General features: G+C 49.1%; 14 protein-coding genes. 3 read left to right on the top strand and 11 right to left on the bottom strand.

Going from position 1 to position 18,821, the window contains the following annotated elements; genetic code table 11:
* Positions 1–89 precede the first annotated feature (89 nt).
* The 3 genes from GSQ66_RS02165 (at position 90) to hemA (ending at position 3,921) form a co-directional block, all read left to right on the top strand.
* Positions 90–1,325, top strand: coding sequence for a hybrid sensor histidine kinase/response regulator (locus tag GSQ66_RS02165; protein WP_162425954.1), 1,236 nt, complete (start codon positions 90–92; stop codon positions 1,323–1,325).
* 2 nt (positions 1,326–1,327) lie between these two features.
* Positions 1,328–2,389, top strand: a complete 1,062-nt coding sequence (locus tag GSQ66_RS02170; protein WP_162425955.1) for a response regulator — start codon at positions 1,328–1,330, stop codon at positions 2,387–2,389.
* 269 nt (positions 2,390–2,658) lie between these two features.
* Entirely contained in the window at positions 2,659–3,921 is a 1,263-nt protein-coding gene (hemA, locus tag GSQ66_RS02175) for a glutamyl-tRNA reductase (RefSeq protein WP_162425956.1), read from the top strand.
* A gap of 841 nt (positions 3,922–4,762) precedes the next feature.
* Here hemA and GSQ66_RS02180 read toward each other — a convergent pair.
* The 11 genes from GSQ66_RS02180 to nuoC all read right to left on the bottom strand — a co-directional run bounded on the left by GSQ66_RS02180 (position 4,763) and on the right by nuoC (position 18,760).
* On the bottom strand, positions 4,763–6,223 hold the full coding sequence (locus GSQ66_RS02180) for an NADH-quinone oxidoreductase subunit N (protein WP_162425957.1): 1,461 nt from the start codon (positions 6,221–6,223) through the stop codon (positions 4,763–4,765).
* A gap of 108 nt (positions 6,224–6,331) precedes the next feature.
* Entirely contained in the window at positions 6,332–7,543 is a 1,212-nt protein-coding gene (locus tag GSQ66_RS02185) for a complex I subunit 4 family protein (protein WP_202923427.1), read from the bottom strand.
* Positions 7,544–7,886: 343 nt separating this feature from the next.
* Positions 7,887–9,773, bottom strand: a complete 1,887-nt coding sequence (nuoL, locus tag GSQ66_RS02190; RefSeq protein WP_162425958.1) for an NADH-quinone oxidoreductase subunit L — start codon at positions 9,771–9,773, stop codon at positions 7,887–7,889.
* 6 nt (positions 9,774–9,779) lie between these two features.
* Complete coding sequence (nuoK, locus tag GSQ66_RS02195) at positions 9,780–10,088, bottom strand: NADH-quinone oxidoreductase subunit NuoK (protein ID WP_202923385.1); 309 nt, start codon at positions 10,086–10,088, stop codon at positions 9,780–9,782.
* Positions 10,085–10,630, bottom strand: a complete 546-nt coding sequence (nuoJ, locus tag GSQ66_RS02200; RefSeq protein ID WP_162425959.1) for an NADH-quinone oxidoreductase subunit J — start codon at positions 10,628–10,630, stop codon at positions 10,085–10,087. The genes nuoK and nuoJ overlap by 4 nt, the downstream gene beginning before the upstream one ends.
* A gap of 4 nt (positions 10,631–10,634) precedes the next feature.
* Entirely contained in the window at positions 10,635–11,129 is a 495-nt protein-coding gene (nuoI, locus tag GSQ66_RS02205) for an NADH-quinone oxidoreductase subunit NuoI (RefSeq protein ID WP_445323498.1), read from the bottom strand.
* A gap of 267 nt (positions 11,130–11,396) precedes the next feature.
* Positions 11,397–12,359: an NADH-quinone oxidoreductase subunit NuoH gene (gene nuoH, locus GSQ66_RS02210; RefSeq protein ID WP_162425961.1), complete on the bottom strand. Its 963-nt coding sequence runs from the start codon at positions 12,357–12,359 to the stop codon at positions 11,397–11,399.
* A complete protein-coding gene (nuoG, locus tag GSQ66_RS02215; RefSeq protein WP_162425962.1) occupies positions 12,329–15,064 on the bottom strand; it encodes an NADH-quinone oxidoreductase subunit NuoG in 2,736 nt (911 codons plus the stop codon). Before nuoG ends, nuoH begins: the two co-directional genes overlap by 31 nt.
* Positions 15,046–16,347 carry an NADH-quinone oxidoreductase subunit NuoF gene (gene nuoF / locus GSQ66_RS02220; protein WP_162425963.1) on the bottom strand — a complete coding sequence of 434 codons (1,302 nt, stop codon included), beginning with the start codon at positions 16,345–16,347 and terminating at the stop codon, positions 15,046–15,048. Before nuoF ends, nuoG begins: the two co-directional genes overlap by 19 nt.
* A gap of 17 nt (positions 16,348–16,364) precedes the next feature.
* Complete coding sequence (gene nuoE, locus GSQ66_RS02225) at positions 16,365–16,829, bottom strand: NADH-quinone oxidoreductase subunit NuoE (RefSeq protein WP_162425964.1); 465 nt, start codon at positions 16,827–16,829, stop codon at positions 16,365–16,367.
* Between the two features lie 179 nt (positions 16,830–17,008).
* Positions 17,009–18,760 carry an NADH-quinone oxidoreductase subunit C/D gene (gene nuoC / locus GSQ66_RS02230; protein WP_162425965.1) on the bottom strand — a complete coding sequence of 584 codons (1,752 nt, stop codon included), beginning with the start codon at positions 18,758–18,760 and terminating at the stop codon, positions 17,009–17,011.
* Positions 18,761–18,821: the final 61 nt, after the last annotated feature.

Consider the following 18,821-nt stretch of genomic DNA (forward strand, 5'->3'; position numbering starts at 1 on the left):
TTCATAGTTGCCTTTTGATTTAACTGTTTGAGATGTTTCAAAGATCAACTTTCTAACTTTTTAACTTTCTGACTTCCCAACTATAGATTATGCTTGACAAAAAAACCCGTGTACTGCTTGTTGATGATGATGAAGATGACTTTATCATTACCCGGGATACGATAGATGAGATTCCGGGGCGCAACTATGTGCTCGACTGGACGGCTTCTTTCGGTGAAGCACTGGAGTTGATCCGGCAGGAAAAACATGATGTTTACCTGGTAGATTACAGGTTGGGCGCACACGACGGGCTTGAGCTGATTTCGGAGGCTGTGGAAGGAGGGAGTCTGGCGCCATTTATTCTTTTAACTGGCCAGAGCAACCGCGAAACCGACGAAAAGGCCATGCACGTGGGCGCTTCAGATTATCTTGTAAAAGGTACGTTTGACCCGTTTAGTTTAGAGCGTTCTATCCGCTATAGTATCGAGCATGCCAAAAGCATGGCCGAGATACAAAAGCTGAATTCTGAGCTGGAACAGCGCGTAGAGGAGCGCACCCGTGAACTGGGCGAAGCCGTTAAAAAGCTGGAAGAAACCAACCGAAGCCTGTATGAAGCGCAGGTTGAGATACGCAAAGCTTTGCAAAAAGAAAAGGAACTGCATGAGCTGAAATCGCGGTTCGTAACTATAGCTTCGCATGAGTTTCGTACACCCCTGAGCACGGTGCTTTCTTCGGCATCCTTAATTGGGAAATACAAAACTACCGAAGACGATGAGAAGCGGCAGAAACATGTGGAGCGCATTAAATCGGCGGTAAGTAACCTTACAACTATACTCAACGACTTCCTGTCGATAAGCAGGATAGAGGAAGGTAAGATTTACAATGTGCCTACTACCTTCGACCTGAAAGAGTTTACCGCTGAGATTGTAGATGAGATGCAGGGGCTGGTAAAAATAGGGCAGAAGATACATTATACGCATTCCGGCTCCGAGACTATAGTTACCTTAGATAAACAGCTGCTAAAGAATATCATCCTGAACCTGCTTTCCAATGCCAGCAAATATTCCGGCGAAGGCAAACAGATCTATATTAATACAGGAGTGGACAGTACTATTGACCTGGCTGTAAAAGATGAAGGTATCGGTATACCGGATGCCGATAAGGTACATTTGTTTACGCCGTTTTTCCGGGCGCAGAATGTAACCAACATACAGGGCACCGGGCTCGGACTAAACATTGTGAACCGCTACGTAGACATTATGGGCGGCTCTTTAAACTATAAAAGTGAACTGAACGAAGGCACTACCTTCCATATAACATTCCCAATTCACCCAACAACAGCATAACCATGAAAAAAATATTGCTGATAGAAGATAATCAGGAAATCAGAGAAAATACCGCCGAAATACTCTCACTGGCAAACTATAGCGTACTTGAAGCCGAGAACGGAAAAGTAGGTGTGGAACTGGCTAAAAGTGAGCGACCTGACCTGATCATCTGTGACATTATGATGCCCCAGCTAGACGGTTATGGCGTACTGCATATGCTCAGCAAAAACCCGGCAACATCCAGCATCCCGTTCATTTTCCTGACTGCAAAATCAGAGAAAGAAGATTTTAGAAAAGGCATGAACCTGGGCGCTGACGACTACCTGACCAAACCGTTTGACGACCTGGAGTTACTGGATGCTGTGGAAATGCGCCTGAAAAAAAATGAGATACTAAAGGCGGAATTTAACAAGAGCGTAGAGGGCATCGACAACTTTATACAGGAAGCACGCGGCTTCGAGGACCTGAACAAACTGCTGTCGGATAAGCGCAAGGTGACGGTATTTAAGAAAAAGCAGCACCTGTTTATGGAAGGTTACCGCACAACGGCTTTGTACTTCCTGAACAAAGGCAAGATCAAAACTTTTAAGGCAAACGAAGAAGGCCGCGAATACATCACCAACCTGTACAAGGACGGAGACTTTATCGGTTACCTGGACCTGCTGGAAGAAACACCTTACCGCGAGTCGGCTGTGGCACTGGAAGATTCTGAAGTGTACATCATCCCGAAAGAAGACTTTTTTACGCTGCTCAACCATAACCGCGACATAGCTAACAAGTTTATAAAACTGCTGTCTGATAACCTGGCCGACCGCGAAGAACGCCTGCTGAAACTGGCTTATAACTCGGTGCGAAAACGTGTGGCTGAAGCGCTGCTTTTAGTAGAAAAACAATACCAGCAACAGGCCGGCGATAAAACCCAGATCAGCATAACCCGCGAAGACCTGGCCAGTATAGTGGGCGCTTCCAAAGAAACCGTAATCAGAACGCTGGCTGACTTTAAAGACGAAAAACTGATCGACAGCCAGGGCAGCCGCATCTTTATACTTGATTCTGCCAAGCTGGCTAAAATGCGGAATTAAACTATAGTTTCTTACTGTACTAAAAGTAGGACAACAGTTTTTCTGTTAAGAAACCTGGTGGAAAGGAGATTAGATTGTCCTACCAACTATAAGGATACTTTCAGGATGACAACATAAAAATCGACTAATGAGATAGCCCGAACTTCAGAAATGGAGTTCGGGCTATAGTTTTTTATAAAGTTGACATCAATCAATGGCTATAGTTGACATAAGTCATGTTTCTGTTGAGTTGCTTTTCAGACATTTGCATTGTAATCTGAAAGACCACCATGGAGAACAACTTTAAAGCCCTGACATTATCTTACAAACATGCACCGATAAATGTGCGCGAAGCAGTAGCCCTGAACGAGATAGGTTGCCGCAATTTGCTGGATAAGATCAAGGAGTTTACAAATGCCCAGGATGTGCTGGTCCTTTCGACCTGCAACCGCACGGAAGTATACTATAGCGCTGAGAAAGAATTGGACCAGGCGATCATAAAACTGATCGCGATGGAACGTGGCTTTATATCCACAAAAAAGATCACGCCATACTTTCAGCACATAACCAACCCTGAGCTGGCTGTTCAGCATCTTTTCTACGTTGGCCTTGGCCTGGAGTCGCAGGTGGTTGGCGATATGCAGATACTGAACCAGGTAAAGAAAGCTTACCAATGGTCTGCAGAAGCAAATATGGCCGGCCCGTTCCTGCACCGTTTGCTGCACACGATCTTCGCTACCAACAAACAGGTTTTCAATGAGACTTCCTTTTTTGATGGAGCTGCTTCGGTATCGTATGCCACTGTCGAGTTAGTCGAAGAGCTGATAGCTGACCTGGTAAACCCGCGCGTGCTGATGATCGGGGTAGGAGAGATTGGGGCGAATGTGTGTGATAACTTTCAGAAATCAACTATAAACAATGTGGTTATCGTTAACCGCACGCATCATAAAGCACAGGCGCTGGCCGAGAAAACCAACGCTACGGCTATGTACTGGGAGAACGTGTGGGAAGAGATTGCTCAGGCAGATGTTGTTATCTCCTCTGTTCCCGGCGACTGCTTTTTCATAACTAAAGAAGTGATAGCGCAGCAGGGTGTAACTACTCCGAAGTTCTTCCTGGACCTGTCTATGCCACGCAGCATCGATAGCACACTGGAAGAGATTGCAGGTGTGGAAGTTTACAATGTAGATACCATTAAAAACCGCGCTTCGGAAGCCCTGGAAATGCGTATGGCCGCTATTCCGCAGGTACAGCAGATTATCTCGGAAGCTATAGTTGAGTTCAGCACCTGGACCCGCGAAATGGCGATGTCGCCGGCACTGCAGCAGTTCAAAAGCAAGCTCGAAGAAATTCGGCAGCAGGAGTTAAACCGTTATATGAAAAACCTGGGCGAAGCGGAGCGTGAAGTAGTGGAGAAGCTAACACAGAACATCCTGAACAAGATCGTGAAACTACCCGCCCTGGAACTGAAAGCCGCCTGCATGCGTGGTGAGTCGGAAGCGTTAGTAGAAGGTTTAGCTGCCTTGTTTAGTTTAGAAAAAGATAAAGTTTAGAAGTTTAGTATAGGTGAATAGATAAAAAGGCTCTTGTTTCAGGAGCCTTTTTTGTTGTTTTCTAGTATTGTCATTTCGAATGTTAGTCGAGGGGTTGTTATGACCTATAGTTACTCTTTTGTCATTTCGAACATTCTTGAGACGCGAGTCGAAGAGAGCTCGCGCAGCTGTGAGAAACCTGGATACTATAGTTTGCTGTTCTACAACTTGAAATAAGCTTTTCTTCCATAGCGTTCTTCAATCCTGGGAGCTTTACTTGCCTACAGTTTTATAGTTGGCCTTGGTGCCCTCACGGCCGGGAGGCCCCGTCTTCGGGCATCGCGCTGCTGCTTTCTTGCTACCCTCGCTCTGCTCGGGTTGCCTGACGGCACCGCAATAAATCAAAGGCGCTCAACCCTAAGACTGTGATCAGTTCGATAGCTAAACTATAGTTAAGTGAACAGCTATAGTTGTATCGCTTTATCGTGGTTGTATTTCCGTAGGGACAGGTCGCGACCTGTCCTATCCGTGGATGGACTGTAACTATAGCAATTTCAGATTTCTCCTTCCGTCGAAATGACAGATTGAAAAGCAGTAGCAGAAAGTCCCCTTTGAAGGGGCAGGGGGATGACAAACGGTAACTATAAAACTATAGCAGCAACTATTGCAACAGCCGGAATTCCCCTCTTGGGAGGGGCAGGGGTGGATTAAAACCACAACAACAAAACGAGAGCCTAACTATAGCAGCGGCCGTAAAAGCTCCCTCTCCTGTTTTTAGGAGAGGGCTGGGGAGAGGTAAAAAAGCTTCCCACCTTAGACAAGGGGGTAGGGGTGGTTGGATAACGGCAACTAATAAAACAACTTACTTAGCTACAATCTCCGGCACCGAAACCAGCACATCCTGTATCAACTGCACTAACCCGGTCGGATAAATACCGATATACACCAGCAATAACGCCAACACAGCCAGCGTTCCGGCACTGGCTACATAAATAGACGGCCGCAATCGTATAGTTGGCTCGCGTTCGGTCTCCGGTTGCTGGAACATGACGGCAATGATCTTGATATAATAGTACAGACCGATGACACTGTTGAGCACCAGCATCACGACTAGCAGCCATAGGTGATCGTTTATTCCAGCGGCAATGATGTAAAATTTACCCACAAAACCAGCGGTTAACGGAATGCCAGCCAGTGATAGCAACATAGCCGAGAACACTGCAGCAGTCCACGGTCGGCGCCAGAGCAGGCCTTTATAGTCTTCCAATAGCTCCGCATCGCTATTTTTATCCGAAAGCAAAGCCACCACCCCAAACGCCCCGACGCTGGTAATAAAGTAGGCTACCAGGTAAAACGTTATCGCTTCTACACCCATCTGGTTACCGGCCATAAAGGCTACCAAAATGTAACCTAAATGGGAAATGGAAGAATAGGCCAGAATGCGTTTTACGTTCTTCTGCATCAGGGCCAGCAGGTTGCCGGCAAACATAGATGCGATGGCAACTATAGTTAAGATAGTGACAAGTACCGGATAACGGAAACCATCTACTTCCATAAAGAAACGAATCAGCAAGCCCAGCACTCCCCCCTTAGAAACGGTGGCAATAAAGGCCGTAACCGGAGCAGGCGCACCTTCATACACATCGGGCGTCCACATATGGAACGGCACAATGCCCAGCTTAAAGCCAACGCCGATCAGCATCATGCCGATACCAGTTAGCAACAGCAGCGGCAACTCCTGCATGCCAGCTATACTTTGAGCCAAACCTGAGAACATCATCGTTCCTGTGCTAAAGTATACCAGCGCCATCCCGAACAACATAAAAGCAGACGAAAAAGCAGCTAATATCAGGTATTTAATCCCGGCTTCGTCGGAGCGGGGGCGGGTGCGCAGGTAGGGGATGAGTGCGTAAAGCGAGATACTGAGAATCTCCAGGCCCAGGAAGAGCGACGCAAAGTGTGTACTAATGACGAGCACGCAAGCACCTAACGTGGCAAGCACCAATAGTAAGTAGTATTCTTCTTTCCGCTCTTCGCGCTGCTCAAAATAGGCATACGACAGCATGCTCACGAGCAGCGAAGTCAGCAGAATCATCCCGATATAGAATACGCCGAAACCATCAATCACAAACATCGGCTCAATGACATAAGCTGTAGTAGTACGCAACTCAAACAGCGACCCAAAAGCAGCGATAAACGAGAGCGCTGTAATAACATAAATGATCTTATGGTTGCGCCACGCGGCTATTACCAGCATCGAAACAAGTACTGCAAACGTGAGGATCAGCAGCGGCATCAGGTATATAAAATCTGTCTGGCTCATGTTCATTAATTTGGAGATTTGTAAATCATTTTGTTGGCACGAGCTTGTAGCTCGTGTCACTTTAGCAACTGATTTGCGGTACGAGCTTCAAGCTCGCACCAGCGTATGTTATTTTTTCTTCACTTTCTCAATACTTAGCTGGCTTTGATGTACATCTACTTTTACTACAGCTATATTTTCTTTCTCTATTTTCGGCTCCGGTGCAGTATAAGCCTGTAGTTGCTCTGTGATGGATGGTCTGGCCATGTCAATGATGGGTTGCGGATACAAGCCCAGCCAGAGTAAGCCGAGCACCATCGGTACGGCGATCAGCATTTCACGCAGGTTCAGGTCGGGGAGTGGCTCCTGTCGTGGACCGGGCTCATAGAACACTTTCTGCATAATGCGTAGCGAGTATGCCGTTGCCAGCACAATGCCTATAGTTGCGAAAACGGTAAGCCAGTTAGCAGCCTGCCACGATCCGACCAAGGTCAGAAACTCCGCTATAAAATTACCCAGACCCGGAAGGCCAAGAGTTGCCATCACAAATACCAGCGCAATTACCCCCATTTTCGGAGCTTTGGCCCAGAAGCCTCCCATCTGTGTCATGTCGCGGGTATGCAGGCGCTCGTACAGGAATCCGGCAAGTATAAACAGCGCTCCAGTGCTCAGGCCGTGTGCGATCATCTGCATCACCACGCCCTGCAGTGCCCACTCATTAAAGGCAAAAACACCCAGTATTACAAAGCCCATATGGCTCACCGAAGTATAGGCCACCAATCGTTTCAGGTCGGTTTGGGAATAAGCAACTATAGCACCGTAAATAATGCCAATTACACCCAGTAGCATCGCCCATGGCGCAAATTCAACAGCAGCGGTCGGGAAAAGTGGAACAACAAATCGAAGCAAACCATAAGCCCCGGTTTTAAGCAACAGCCCGGCAAGAATAACGCTGCCCGCAGTGGGAGCCTGCGAGTGTGCATCGGGCAGCCACGAATGGAACGGAACTACCGGCAACTTTACCAGGAACGCAGCCAGGAAACCGAACATCAGCAGACGGCCAGCATCAGGCGCAAGCGGAGTGTTAAGTAAATCGAAGTAATTAAACGTATAGGTGCCGGTTTCGGAGCCGTGGATAAAGTATAATCCCAGTATTGCCAGCAACATGAGCAGTCCGCTTGCCTGCGTGAAAAGGAAGAATTTATAGGCTGCGTAAGTGCGGTTCTCATGCCCCAGACTCCGATCAGGAAGTACATCGGTATCAGCATCACTTCCCAGAAAAAGTAGAACAGGAACAGGTCCATGGTCAGGAACACGCCTGTAATGCCGGCCAAAGCCCAGAGCAGGTTGAAATGGAAGAAGCCGACTTTATTCTTGATCTCTTTCCAGGAGATAAGTACCGACAGCAAACCGAGAAAGAAGGTCAGTAATAACATCAGCAAACTTAATCCATCCAACGCCAAACTAAAGCTCACTCCCCATTGTGGAATCCAGGGTATATCGTAGCGTATCAGCCAGGCAGAACCAGTTGTTGCTTCCGTGCTGATCCATAGATAAACTATAAGAATTAGATCGAGCAAAACGGCGCCCAACGCCACCCAGCGTGGAAGTTCCGGGTTTATTTTTTTAGAGAGCCAGGCCAGCAGTCCGCCAGCCATCAGTATCACAATCAGCCAGACGAGTATCATAGGAACAGGCTTATAGTTAAAATCATGATCGCGCCGACCACAATGCCGGCCACGTAGTTGCGCAGCACTCCGTTCTGCGTTTCCGAAAACATCACATGGAAGCCTTCGGCCATACGGGCAAGTCCGGTGTAGAAGCTATCTATAAAGTCGCGTTTGTTGAGTCTGGAGATGAACACGTATGGCCGCACGATAAGCGCATCATACAGCGCATCGAAACCCCAGCCCGAATGCCAGAAACGGTGCAGTGCCATCGCAAACTCAGATCGCTCTATACTAGCCAGTAGCTGCGGGCTCTTAATGTAGAACAGGTACGCCACAAACACACCACCCAACGAAACTATAGCAGCCACCAACTGGAACACCCATTCGTTTGCCGCCAACCCTTCATTTGCAGAAATGCCCGGTAGCACGGGTGCGAGCAGGTCTGAGAATAACACCACATGCCCGAAGTTGTGCGGCAATTCTATAAAACCACCTACCAGCGAAAGTATAGCCAGGATGATCAAAGGTATAGTAATAACTTTGCCCGGTGGATGCTCTAGGTGTGTTTTGCTTTCCCCGAAAAAGGTCAAGAACACCATCCGGAAAGTATAAATCGATGTGATAAAAGCCCCCACCAAACCAGCTAAGTATAACCAGGTATTTCCATTCTCGCCAGCTAGTGCATACCATAGTATCTGGTCTTTGCTATAGAAACCTGCAGTGATAATAGGTAGCGCCGCCAGCGATGCAGCTCCGATCAGGAAGGTCCAGTACACTACGGGCATTTTATGTCGCAGACCACCCATTTTGCGCATGTCCTGCTCGTGGTGCAAGGCAAGTATAATTGCTCCCGCACAAAGGAAAAGCAGCGCCTTGAAGAACGCGTGGATCATGAAGTGGAAAATACCCGCCGACCAGGCCCCAACGCCCAGCGCCAAAAACATATACCCAATCTGGCTGATGGTAGAGTAGGCAAGCACCCGTTTCAGGTCGTATTGGGTAAGGGCCGAGAAGCCAGCCAGCAGCAAGGTTACAGCGCCAACTATAGCAACCATAGTTTGAGCCAGCGGAGCCAGTTCGAAGATGACATACATGCGTGCGATCAGGTACACCCCAGCCGTAACCATAGTTGCCGCGTGTATCAGCGCCGAAACCGGAGTAGGACCAGCCATGGCATCGGGCAGCCACGTTTGCAGCGGCAACTGACCAGATTTACCTACCGCACCACCAAGCAGCAACAGCGCAACTATAACCACCATCTGCGAGCCTACACTCCAGGCTTCAGGCGCTTCTGTAAGTATAGTTTGGATGTGCAGCGTGCCGAAAGTTTGGAACAACATGAACAAGCCAATGGCCATGGCGGTATCGCCTACGCGGGTAATGATGAAAGCTTTTCGGGCGGCATAGCCGTTTGCCGGCTCTTTGTACCAGAACCCGATAAGCAGGTAAGAGCAAAGACCAACACCTTCCCAGCCTAAGTATAAAAGAAGCAGGTTATCAGCCATTACTAGCATCAGCATGGAACCCACAAACAGGTTCATGCAAGCAAAGAATCGGGAGAAATCCTGGTCTTCGGCCATGTAAGCCGTGGCATAAAAATGGATGAGAAATCCCACGAAAGTGATCACGAAAATGAAGACCATCGAGAGGGCATCGATATGAAAAGCAATGGAAGGCGTAAAGCCAGCTACATTAAACCATTGCCAGACTTCCTGATGGTAAAACTCCGGCCGGTTAGCCAGAAATTCCAGACCTAATAGAATGGTAATAAGTGCCGAAATGCCCACGCTGCCTACGCCAAGTATAGCCACCAACATGCGCGACAATCGGGTGCCGAAAAGTATCAGTAGCAGTGCTCCCAGAAAAGGCAAAGCAGGAATAAGCCAGAGTAGATTTTCCATAGTCGGTTATCCTTTCATTAAGTTAGCGGCATCACTGTCCAGGGTTTTGAGCTGGTGATAGATCTGAAGTATAAGCGCGAGCCCCACCGATACTTCGGCAGCGGCCATAGTGAGTATAAAAATGAACATTACCTGCCCGTCGGGCTGCACCCATTTAGAGCCGGCAACTATAAAAGCCAGACCGGCAGCGTTTAGCATGATCTCGACAGAAATAAGCATGAAGATGATGTTGCGGCGGATAAGCACGCTGATCAGGCCCAGCATAAAAAGTACACCAGCCAGCATTAAAGCGGCTTCCATGTGTGCAGGTGTCATATGGCAGCGCTCCTTTCTTCTTTTGGTTGTAAAAACCGGTGCACCACTTTTTTCTTCTGCCGGCCTAAATGGTAAGCCCCAACTATACCAGCCATCAACAATATACCGCACAGCTGCACGCCCAGCATGTAAGGCCCGTACAACGACATGCCCACTAACCTGGCATCAACGGCTACCAACGCTTCGGTAGGTTGTGTATCCGGGGATATAATGATGTAGGACAGCTCGGATAGCAGCACCATTGAAAGTATGGCTGGGCCAACCCAAACCTTAGGAGTCAGCCATTCCTTTTCATGCTCTACATCTTCATGCGTCAGATTCAGCATCATGATCACGAAGATGATGAGTACCACTATAGCTCCTGCATAAATGATGATCTCAAGGGCAGCCATAAACGGAGCGCCCAGTGTGAAGAACACTACCGCCACCGCCAGGAAAGAAACCACTAAGTATAGCAACGCGTGGATGATGTTGTAGCGGGTTATCGTTAGGATGGTAGCGAGTGTGGCAACAGCTGCCGCTATGTAAAATGTCAGTTCCATGGCCTTAGGGGATTAAACTTTTAACATCAACTGGAGGGCGCTCATTTTCTGCTTCGCCCTTGTCTTTTCCGCCAATGGCCATGCCCGCCACTTTATAGTAGTTGTAGCCGTGGTATTTGCCCTGGCCGTTTATCAGCAGGTCTTTTTTCTCATACACCAGGTTCTGGCGGTTGTATTCTCCCATCTCAAAATCAGGTATAAGCTGGATGGCGTAAGTAGGGCAGGCTTCTTCGCAGTAACCACAGAAAATGCAGCGCGAGAAGTTAATCCGGAAAAACTCCGGGTAACGGCGGCCGTGTTCATCTTCGGTTGATTGCAGCGAGATACAGTCTACGGGGCAGGCTGCGGCGCACAGGTTGCAGGCTACACAACGTTCCCCACCATCCGGGTCGCGCGATAGCACAATGCGGCCGCGCCAACGGGTCGGAAGTATAGCTTTCTGCTCGGGGTACTGTATGGTGTCCCGCTTATGGAACGCATGCAGAAATGTGAGCCACATACTGCGCAACAAACTAAACATAGCTGCTCCTTTCTTTTAAGTACTCTTGTATTATATGCTGTTCCCTTGCTGTTGCGAGCTTGTAGCTCGTATCTTCAATTCAAGGTTTTGCGGTACGAGCTGCAAGCTCGCACCAGCGTAAATTTGGTTTTTGTCATCTCGACGATAGGAGAGATCTATCTCAAATTCTAAATAGATTACTCACTTTGTTCGAAATGACATTATGTGATTATTAGTGATTCTTCATTAATCATTAATAATTATTCACTACCCTTCCAGCCACAGTACCACCGCAGCAGTTACCATCAGATTCACCAATGTCAGTGGTAGTAAAATCTTCCAGCCATACTCCATTAACTGGTCATATCTTGGTCTTGGCATAGATGCGCGGAGCAGGATGAAAATCATCAGGAAAGCGACTACTTTAATGATGAACCAAATAATAGGAGGCAGAAAATCAGGGCCCAGCCAACCTCCAAAGTATAGCGTTACCAGCATGCAGGAAATGAGCGTGATTCCCATGTATTCCCCGATAAAAAACATCCCGAATTTCATACCCGAATACTCAGAGTGGAAACCTGCGATCAGCTCACTTTCCGCTTCCGGAATATCAAAAGGCAGGCGGTGCGTTTCGGCGATGCCGGCGATGAAGAAGATAATAAAGCCCAGGATCTGCGGAATGAAAAACCATAAGCCGCGCTGTGCTTCTACGATCTCGCGCAGGTTAAAAGAACCAGCCATCAACACCACGCCCATCAGTGCCAGACCCATAAAAACTTCATAAGAGATCATCTGCGCCGCGCCGCGCATGGCACCCAGCAAACTATATTTGTTGTTCGATGCCCAGCCACCGAGTATGATACTATAAGCACCCATCGACGACATGGCAAGGAAGAACAGCAACCCGATATTCAGGTCGGCAACTATAATTCCGGGGGCAAACGGTATCACCACAAAGCTTAGCAGTACGCTGATCACAACGATTGCCGGGGCCAACACAAACACCGGTTTATCTGCAAAAGGTGGAACCCAGTCCTGCTTGAAAAATAGCTTAATAGAGTCGGCAGCTACGATGAGCAAACCAAACGGGCCTGCCCGGTTTGGGCCGTAGCGGTCTTGCCAGAGTGCGAGCATGCGGCGTTCTACCCAAATGAGTGCGGCTGCCACATTCAGCATCACGAAAAGTACGCCGCCGATGATCAGAAAGTAGTTTGGTGCTGCGGTTTCCATTGCAGTTCTCGGTTAAGTATGGCCCAGGCAGGTAGTTCGGCAAATTTTACTCCAGGCAAGCCCACAGGTAAGCCGGCAGTTCCGCTGGCTATACTTTCGCTTAACTTTACTGGCAACTGGTAGAGCTGACCTTCAATGGCAAACGGCATCAACTGACCTTCGTCTAGTTTCATGCGCATTGCATCGTCGGTGTTAATGACAATGTATGTTTCAGGTATGCGTTCCTGTACCGAAACAGATTGAGCGCTCAGTTCTTCAGAACCGAAAATGTGGTGCATCGGGAGGATGAACAGGTGTCCGTCCATCGGCTCAAACTTCTCCGGCACTGCAGCCGAGAAGGAGAATTTATGTTCCGGGTTTGGCTCGATCAACCTGATTCCCGGGTCGCCGCCCTTCAGGTGTCCGCCTACTTCCTGCTGGTATTTGTTAACAGATTGGTTTGAGTTCCAGCCCGGTGCCCAGAAGAATGGGATCATAGCAGATGGTGGTTGTCCGCGATAACCTTCCATAGTATAGGAAAGTGGTGAATCAGGGTCTTCAGCAGGTTTTGGTTCGCTTACGTTGATATTAGCGCGCATGGCAGTACGCCCACTGAATCGGTGCGGCTCGCGTGGTATTTTCTGTCCGGCAATCCTGAAGTTAGAAGGTGGCGTTACCATTTCCAACCCTTTCATTTCCGGATATTCTTTAACTATAGCGCTCAGGATATCGTCGTAACCGTGCCACCAGCTGATCTGGTCGTGGGCAACTATAGTTCCAAGCTCACCGAGCCAGCGCCAGCTTTCCTGTATGTCTTCTATAGTTGGATGAACCTGGTAAAAGCGTTGCGCCCGGCCTTCGTTGTTGACTAGCGTTCCATCGGCTTCTGAGAAAGCTCCGGCAGCCAGTAATACATCTGCCAGTTCAGTTGTCTGGTTATGCAGGTAATCCAGCACGATCACTTTTTTGCAGGATTTCAGGAAGTTGGTAACTATGCCTTCGCCAGCATGGCGGAACAGGTCGTTCTCCAGTATAATCACCGTATCAGCATAGCCATTTTCTACAGCTTCGAACGAAGACTGTAACCGGTGGCCACCCAACATGGCAAGTCCCATGCTGTTACTTGTTGGTAAGGTCAGCACAATACCTGCTGCTTTTTCTTTGGCAATAAGTGCGTTAGTTATGTTAGCTGCGGCCTTCAGTATAGCTTCGCTGCCAGAAGATGTACCAGAAATTACAACTGGATTTTTCGCTTTCATCAGCGCATCAGCAATCTGCTGTGCCAGGTGTATATCATCGTTCTTTAGCCCGCGCACCCCCGGAGACTCCGGGTAAATGATATTGGCAACTGCAAAACCTAAACGGGCAATAGAGTCCGGGTCAGCAAAGTATGTCTGTATTGCCAGTTCGTCAAGTTTGGTGGCAGTTGGCGCAGCGATATACAAGGGGCCTTTTTCAGATTGCACTAACTCACGCACAGCAGCATCCTGCCAAACCGGAATTTTTGCTTTGGATACCTGTTCCAGTAATGGTTCCTGCCGTACCGCCTGCCTAACGGCCAGTGCTAACATGGGAGCAGTGTTAGTCAGGTCTTCACCAAGTATAAATACAGCATCGGCTTTCTCTACTTCCCGCATGCTTGGGGTGCGGGCGTTGCTTTGCTGCAAGATCTTCAGCGAGAGTTCTGTCAGGTCATGTTCTGCATCAGATATCCCATGATGGAAATTGTCTTCGCCTACCAATGTCTTCAGCATAAAGTTTGACTCCAGCGAAGCCCTTGCAGAACCAATGCCGATAACCCTGCCCTGACGCATAGCCTGTGCTGCTGCCTGCAAAGCGGTATACTTGTCAGATGCTTCCGGTAAATTGCTGCGAACTAAGGATTTGCGGATGCGGCTCACGCTGTTTACATGTTCATAGCCAAAGCGTCCGCGGTCGCATAGGAAATAGCCGTTCACTTCGCCGTTATAACGGTTGGTAATGCTGCGTAGGGTGCCGTAGCGTTCGCCGGCTGTAATGTTGCAACCCAGGCTGCAATGGTGGCACACAGATGCCGCCATGGTAAGGTCCCATTTGCGGGTATAGTGTTGCTTTAATGTTTTATCGGTAAACACACCGGTCGGGCAAACTTCTGCCAGGTTTCCGCTGAACTCACTTTCCAGCACGCCATCTTCGGCGCGACCAAAGTATAGTTGGTTGTGGGCTGCGAATACATCCAGGTCCTTGCCGCCGGCATAATCTTTATAGTAGCGCACGCAGCGATAACACTGTATGCAGCGGTTCATTTCGTGGTTCAGAAATGGGCCCAGGTACTGGTTGCGGTAGGTGCGTTTGTCGAAACTATAGTTTCTATAGTTGTGGCCGGTCATAACGGTCATGTCCTGCAGGTGGCAGGCTCCGCCTTCGTCGCACACGGCGCAGTCATGCGGGTGGTTTGTCATGAGCCAGCCTATAATATGTGCCCTGAACTCTTTGGCTTCGGGGTCAACTATAGAAATGCGCATGCCATCGCGCACCTGCTCCATACAAGACATAAAGAGCTTGCCTTTGGTGTCGTTTTCGTCTTTGTATACCTTTACCGCACACTGCCGACAAGCGCCGATAGAGCCCATGGCAGGGTGCCAGCAGAAATAGGGCAGGTCCTGGCCCAGTGTCAGGCAAGTCTCCAATAGGTTCTTTCCGGTCGGTACTTCGAAGGGGGTATTATCTATATAGATGGTTGCCATGCTTTTGCTTTGCTCCAGGGACAGTGATGTTCGTGAATGTGCCGTTCAAAATCCTCTCTGAAGTATTTCAGAGCGCTCTGCAGGGGTTCCATGGCGCCTGGGGCAAGTGCACAGAATGTGTTGCCAGGGCCAAGGTATTTGGTATGGAAATCGAGTGTCAGCAGGTGTTCGGGTTTGCCTTCCCCTTTATCTATGGCCAGGAGTATTCGCTCTACCCAGGGCAAACCTTCGCGGCAGGGTGTACAGAAACCACACGACTCCTGTGCAAAAAAGTGTTGCAGGTTCAGGGTAAAACCAACGGGACATATCTGGTCATCCATAATGATCATCGTACCAGTACCCATGCGACTACCAGCTGCTTGAATCGAAGGATAATCCATGGGCAGATCCAGGTGTTCTACTACTAAAAAATCTGTAGATGCGCCGCCAGGTAAAAGCCCCCGGAACAGGTAACCATCCTGCATGCCACCGGCATAATCTTCCAGTATCTCGCGTATGGTGGTGCCCATTGGTAGTTCCCAGCAGCCCGGTGTTTTCACGCGGCCACTCACACCAAAAAGCTTGGTGCCGGCATCTGCAGTAAGGCCCAGTTTCTTAAACCATTCGGCTCCGTTATTTACAATATGTGGCAGGCAACAAAGTGTCTCGACATTGTTAACTATAGTTGGCTTGCCAAACAGACCACTTACCTGTGGGAAAGGCGGCTTGGCTCTTGGGTTGGCTCGTTTGCCTTCCAGAGCGTTGAGCAAGGCAGTTTCTTCGCCGCACATATAGCGACCAACACCCGTGTGAAGGTACATGTCCAGGTTAAAGCCGGAGCCTAGTATATTTTGCCCTAAGTAACCTGCTTCGTACGCTTCCTGAATCGCTTTGGTGATTTCGCGGGCTGCTACTTTATAGGCCCACCGTAAAAACACATAGCTTATACTTGCCTGTATGGCATAGGCCGCCACAATCATTCCTTCTATCAACTGGTGCGGATTCCCTTCTAAAAGCATGCGGTCTTTGAAAGTGCCGGGCTCCATTTCATCGGCGTTGGCTACCAGGTATTTTGGCGTGGCTGCATCGGGGCCCATCGGCACGAAGCTCCATTTTAGACCGGTATTAAAACCTGCTCCGCCACGGCCTTTCAGGTCCGATTCTTTCACCAGTGCCTGTACTTCCTGCGGTGTCATTTCCTTCAGGATCTTGTGCACAGATTGGTATCCGCCCACTTTCTCATACTCTTTTAAGCTGAGCGGTGCGCGACCGGGTATAATGTGTTGGGTAAGCGGCTTTTCCATAGGCCCGCTTTTTAGTTTTAGGTATACTTGTTCAGTATCTCATCCAGTTGTTCCACCGTCAGGTTACGGTATAGGTCGTTGTCGATCATAAGGGCGGGGGCACAGTCGCAGGTGCCCAGGCAGCAGTTTGGGAGCAGGGTAAAGCGGCCATCTGCTGTGGTCTGGCCGTATTGTATGTTCAGTTTTTCGTGCAGTGCTTCTTTTATACCTTCAAAGCCCATCACATAACAGCTGATGCTGTCGCAGAGCAGGATCACGTGCCGGCCAACCGGTCTGCGGAAGATCAGGTTATAGAAAGTTGCCACGCTGTCGAGTTCCGCCGGAGACATGCCCACATACTCAGCCACGTCATTCAGACTCTCATCCGAGATCCAGCCATGGTTTTGCTGCACAATTTTCAGCGCTTCGATGCAGGCATTTTTAGGGGCCGGCACCAGGCTTATTTCATGGTCTATCTGATGTTTCTCTTCAGCGGTCAACATTTTGCTTAATCGTTGAATTGTTGATTGTTAGATTGTTGTTTTTGGTTATGTGCTGGTGCGAGCTTGCAGCTCGTACCTTTTCTAATACTTTTGTTTTCAGTGTAAGGCGGTACGAGCTGCAAGCTCGCACCAGCAAAACCTTTTCTTTATCCACTCATAACTTTTAACTCTAAACTGAATCATCTGTCAATGTCTGCCAGCACATAATCCATGGCTCCGAGTATAGACAGCAGATCGGCTACGGTATAGCCTTTACTGATGTAAGGGAGCATTTGCATGTGCGGGAAAGATGGAGTCCGGATGCGCACCCGGTAGGGCGATGTGTTGCCATCGCTGGTCAGGTAATAGCCGTTGGCACCTTTGGTAGCTTCGATGCAGCTCATCGCTTCGCCGGCAGGTATCACCGGTCCCCAGCTTACCCCTAAAAAGTGGGTGATCAGCGTTTCGATATCGTGCATGGTGTATTTCTTGACAGGGGGCGTGGTTAGCGGATGATCTGATTTGAAAGGGCCCGCTGGCATGTTTTTCAGACACTGCTCTACAATGCGAAGGCTCTGGCGCATCTCGGCTACGCGAACTATAGCACGGTCATAACAGTCGCCGTTGCTGGCGGTTGGCACTTCAAAATCAAATAGTTCGTAGCCGGAGTATGGCCGCTTTTTACGGAAATCCCAATCCATGCCGCAGGCACGCAGGTTTGGCCCGGTTACGCCCCATTCTATGGCTTCTTCTGCTGTAAAAATGCCGATACCAACGGTGCGGGCTTTGAAGATGCTGTTCTTCATTACCATGGCATCGTATTCCTTCAGGCGTTTCGGGAAGTAGTCAATAAAGCTTTGCACCAGTGCTTCCCAGCCTTTAGGCAGGTCCTGCGCTACGCCGCCAATTCTAAACCAGTTCGGGTGCATGCGCCCGCCGCAGATTCCTTCGATGATATCAAAAATCTTTTCGCGGTCTGTGAACATGTAAAAAACAGGGGAGAGCTGCCCCACATCCTGGGCAAAGGTGCCGTACCACACCAGATGGCTGGCAATCCGGAAGAGCTCGCAGAGCATGACCCGGATATAATTGACACGCTCCGGTACTTCTATACCTGCCAGTTTCTCCACACCCTGCAAATAAGCCAGGTTGTTCATGACGCCACCCAGGTAATCTACTCTGTCGGTGTAGGGGATGTAAGTGTGCCATGACTGACGCTCGCCCATTTTTTCGGCGCCTCGGTGGTGGAAACCTATATCCGGAATAGCATCTACAATATCTTCACCGTCCAGCTGTAGTATAATTCTTAAAACGCCATGTGTGCCGGGGTGCTGCGGACCAATGTTCAGGAACATAAAGTCGCTGTCGCCGCTCTGGCGTTTCAATCCCCATTCTTCCGGGTTAAATTTTAGTGCTGCCTGTTCCAGGTCAACTTTGTCGTCGTATAGTTGGAATGGACCCATTTCGGTGGCACGGGCAGGGTGCTCTTTGCGGAGCGGATGCCCCACCCAGGTGCGGGGCATGAGTATGCGCGACAAGTGTGGATGGCCCGAAAAACGAATACCGAACATATCGTATACTTCGCGCTCGTACCAGTTGGCGTTGGCCCACAGGCTGCTTATACTTGGCGCAGTCGGGAAATCGCCAACCAAGCCTACTTTTAAGCGGATAAACTCGTTGCGAGAGAAAGAGAACAGGTGATAGACCAGCGTGAAACTGGATTTTGGTACATGGTTGGCACCACGGTTTTTAGTCCGCTCATCTATAGCAGTCAGGTCAAACAGCAGTCTAAAAGGCTCGGTTACTTCCTTCTTCAGGAAGGTCAGCACCTCCATCGTTTTCTCCATCGGCATCCAAAGCGTGAGCATCTCATCTTTGGTTTTCTGATGCGTGAAGGTGTCTTCGCCGAAGCGTGCCTGTAGCTGTAGTAAGGTGCTGCTGTTATTTTCCATGGCCAGGTTCTTTAATGAGGGGACCAGTAAATAAGTTAATTCATGTTTTATCTATAGTTGC

It is taken from the genome of Pontibacter pudoricolor, from assembly GCF_010092985.1.
Classification (GTDB): Bacteria; Bacteroidota; Bacteroidia; order Cytophagales; family Hymenobacteraceae; genus Pontibacter; species Pontibacter pudoricolor.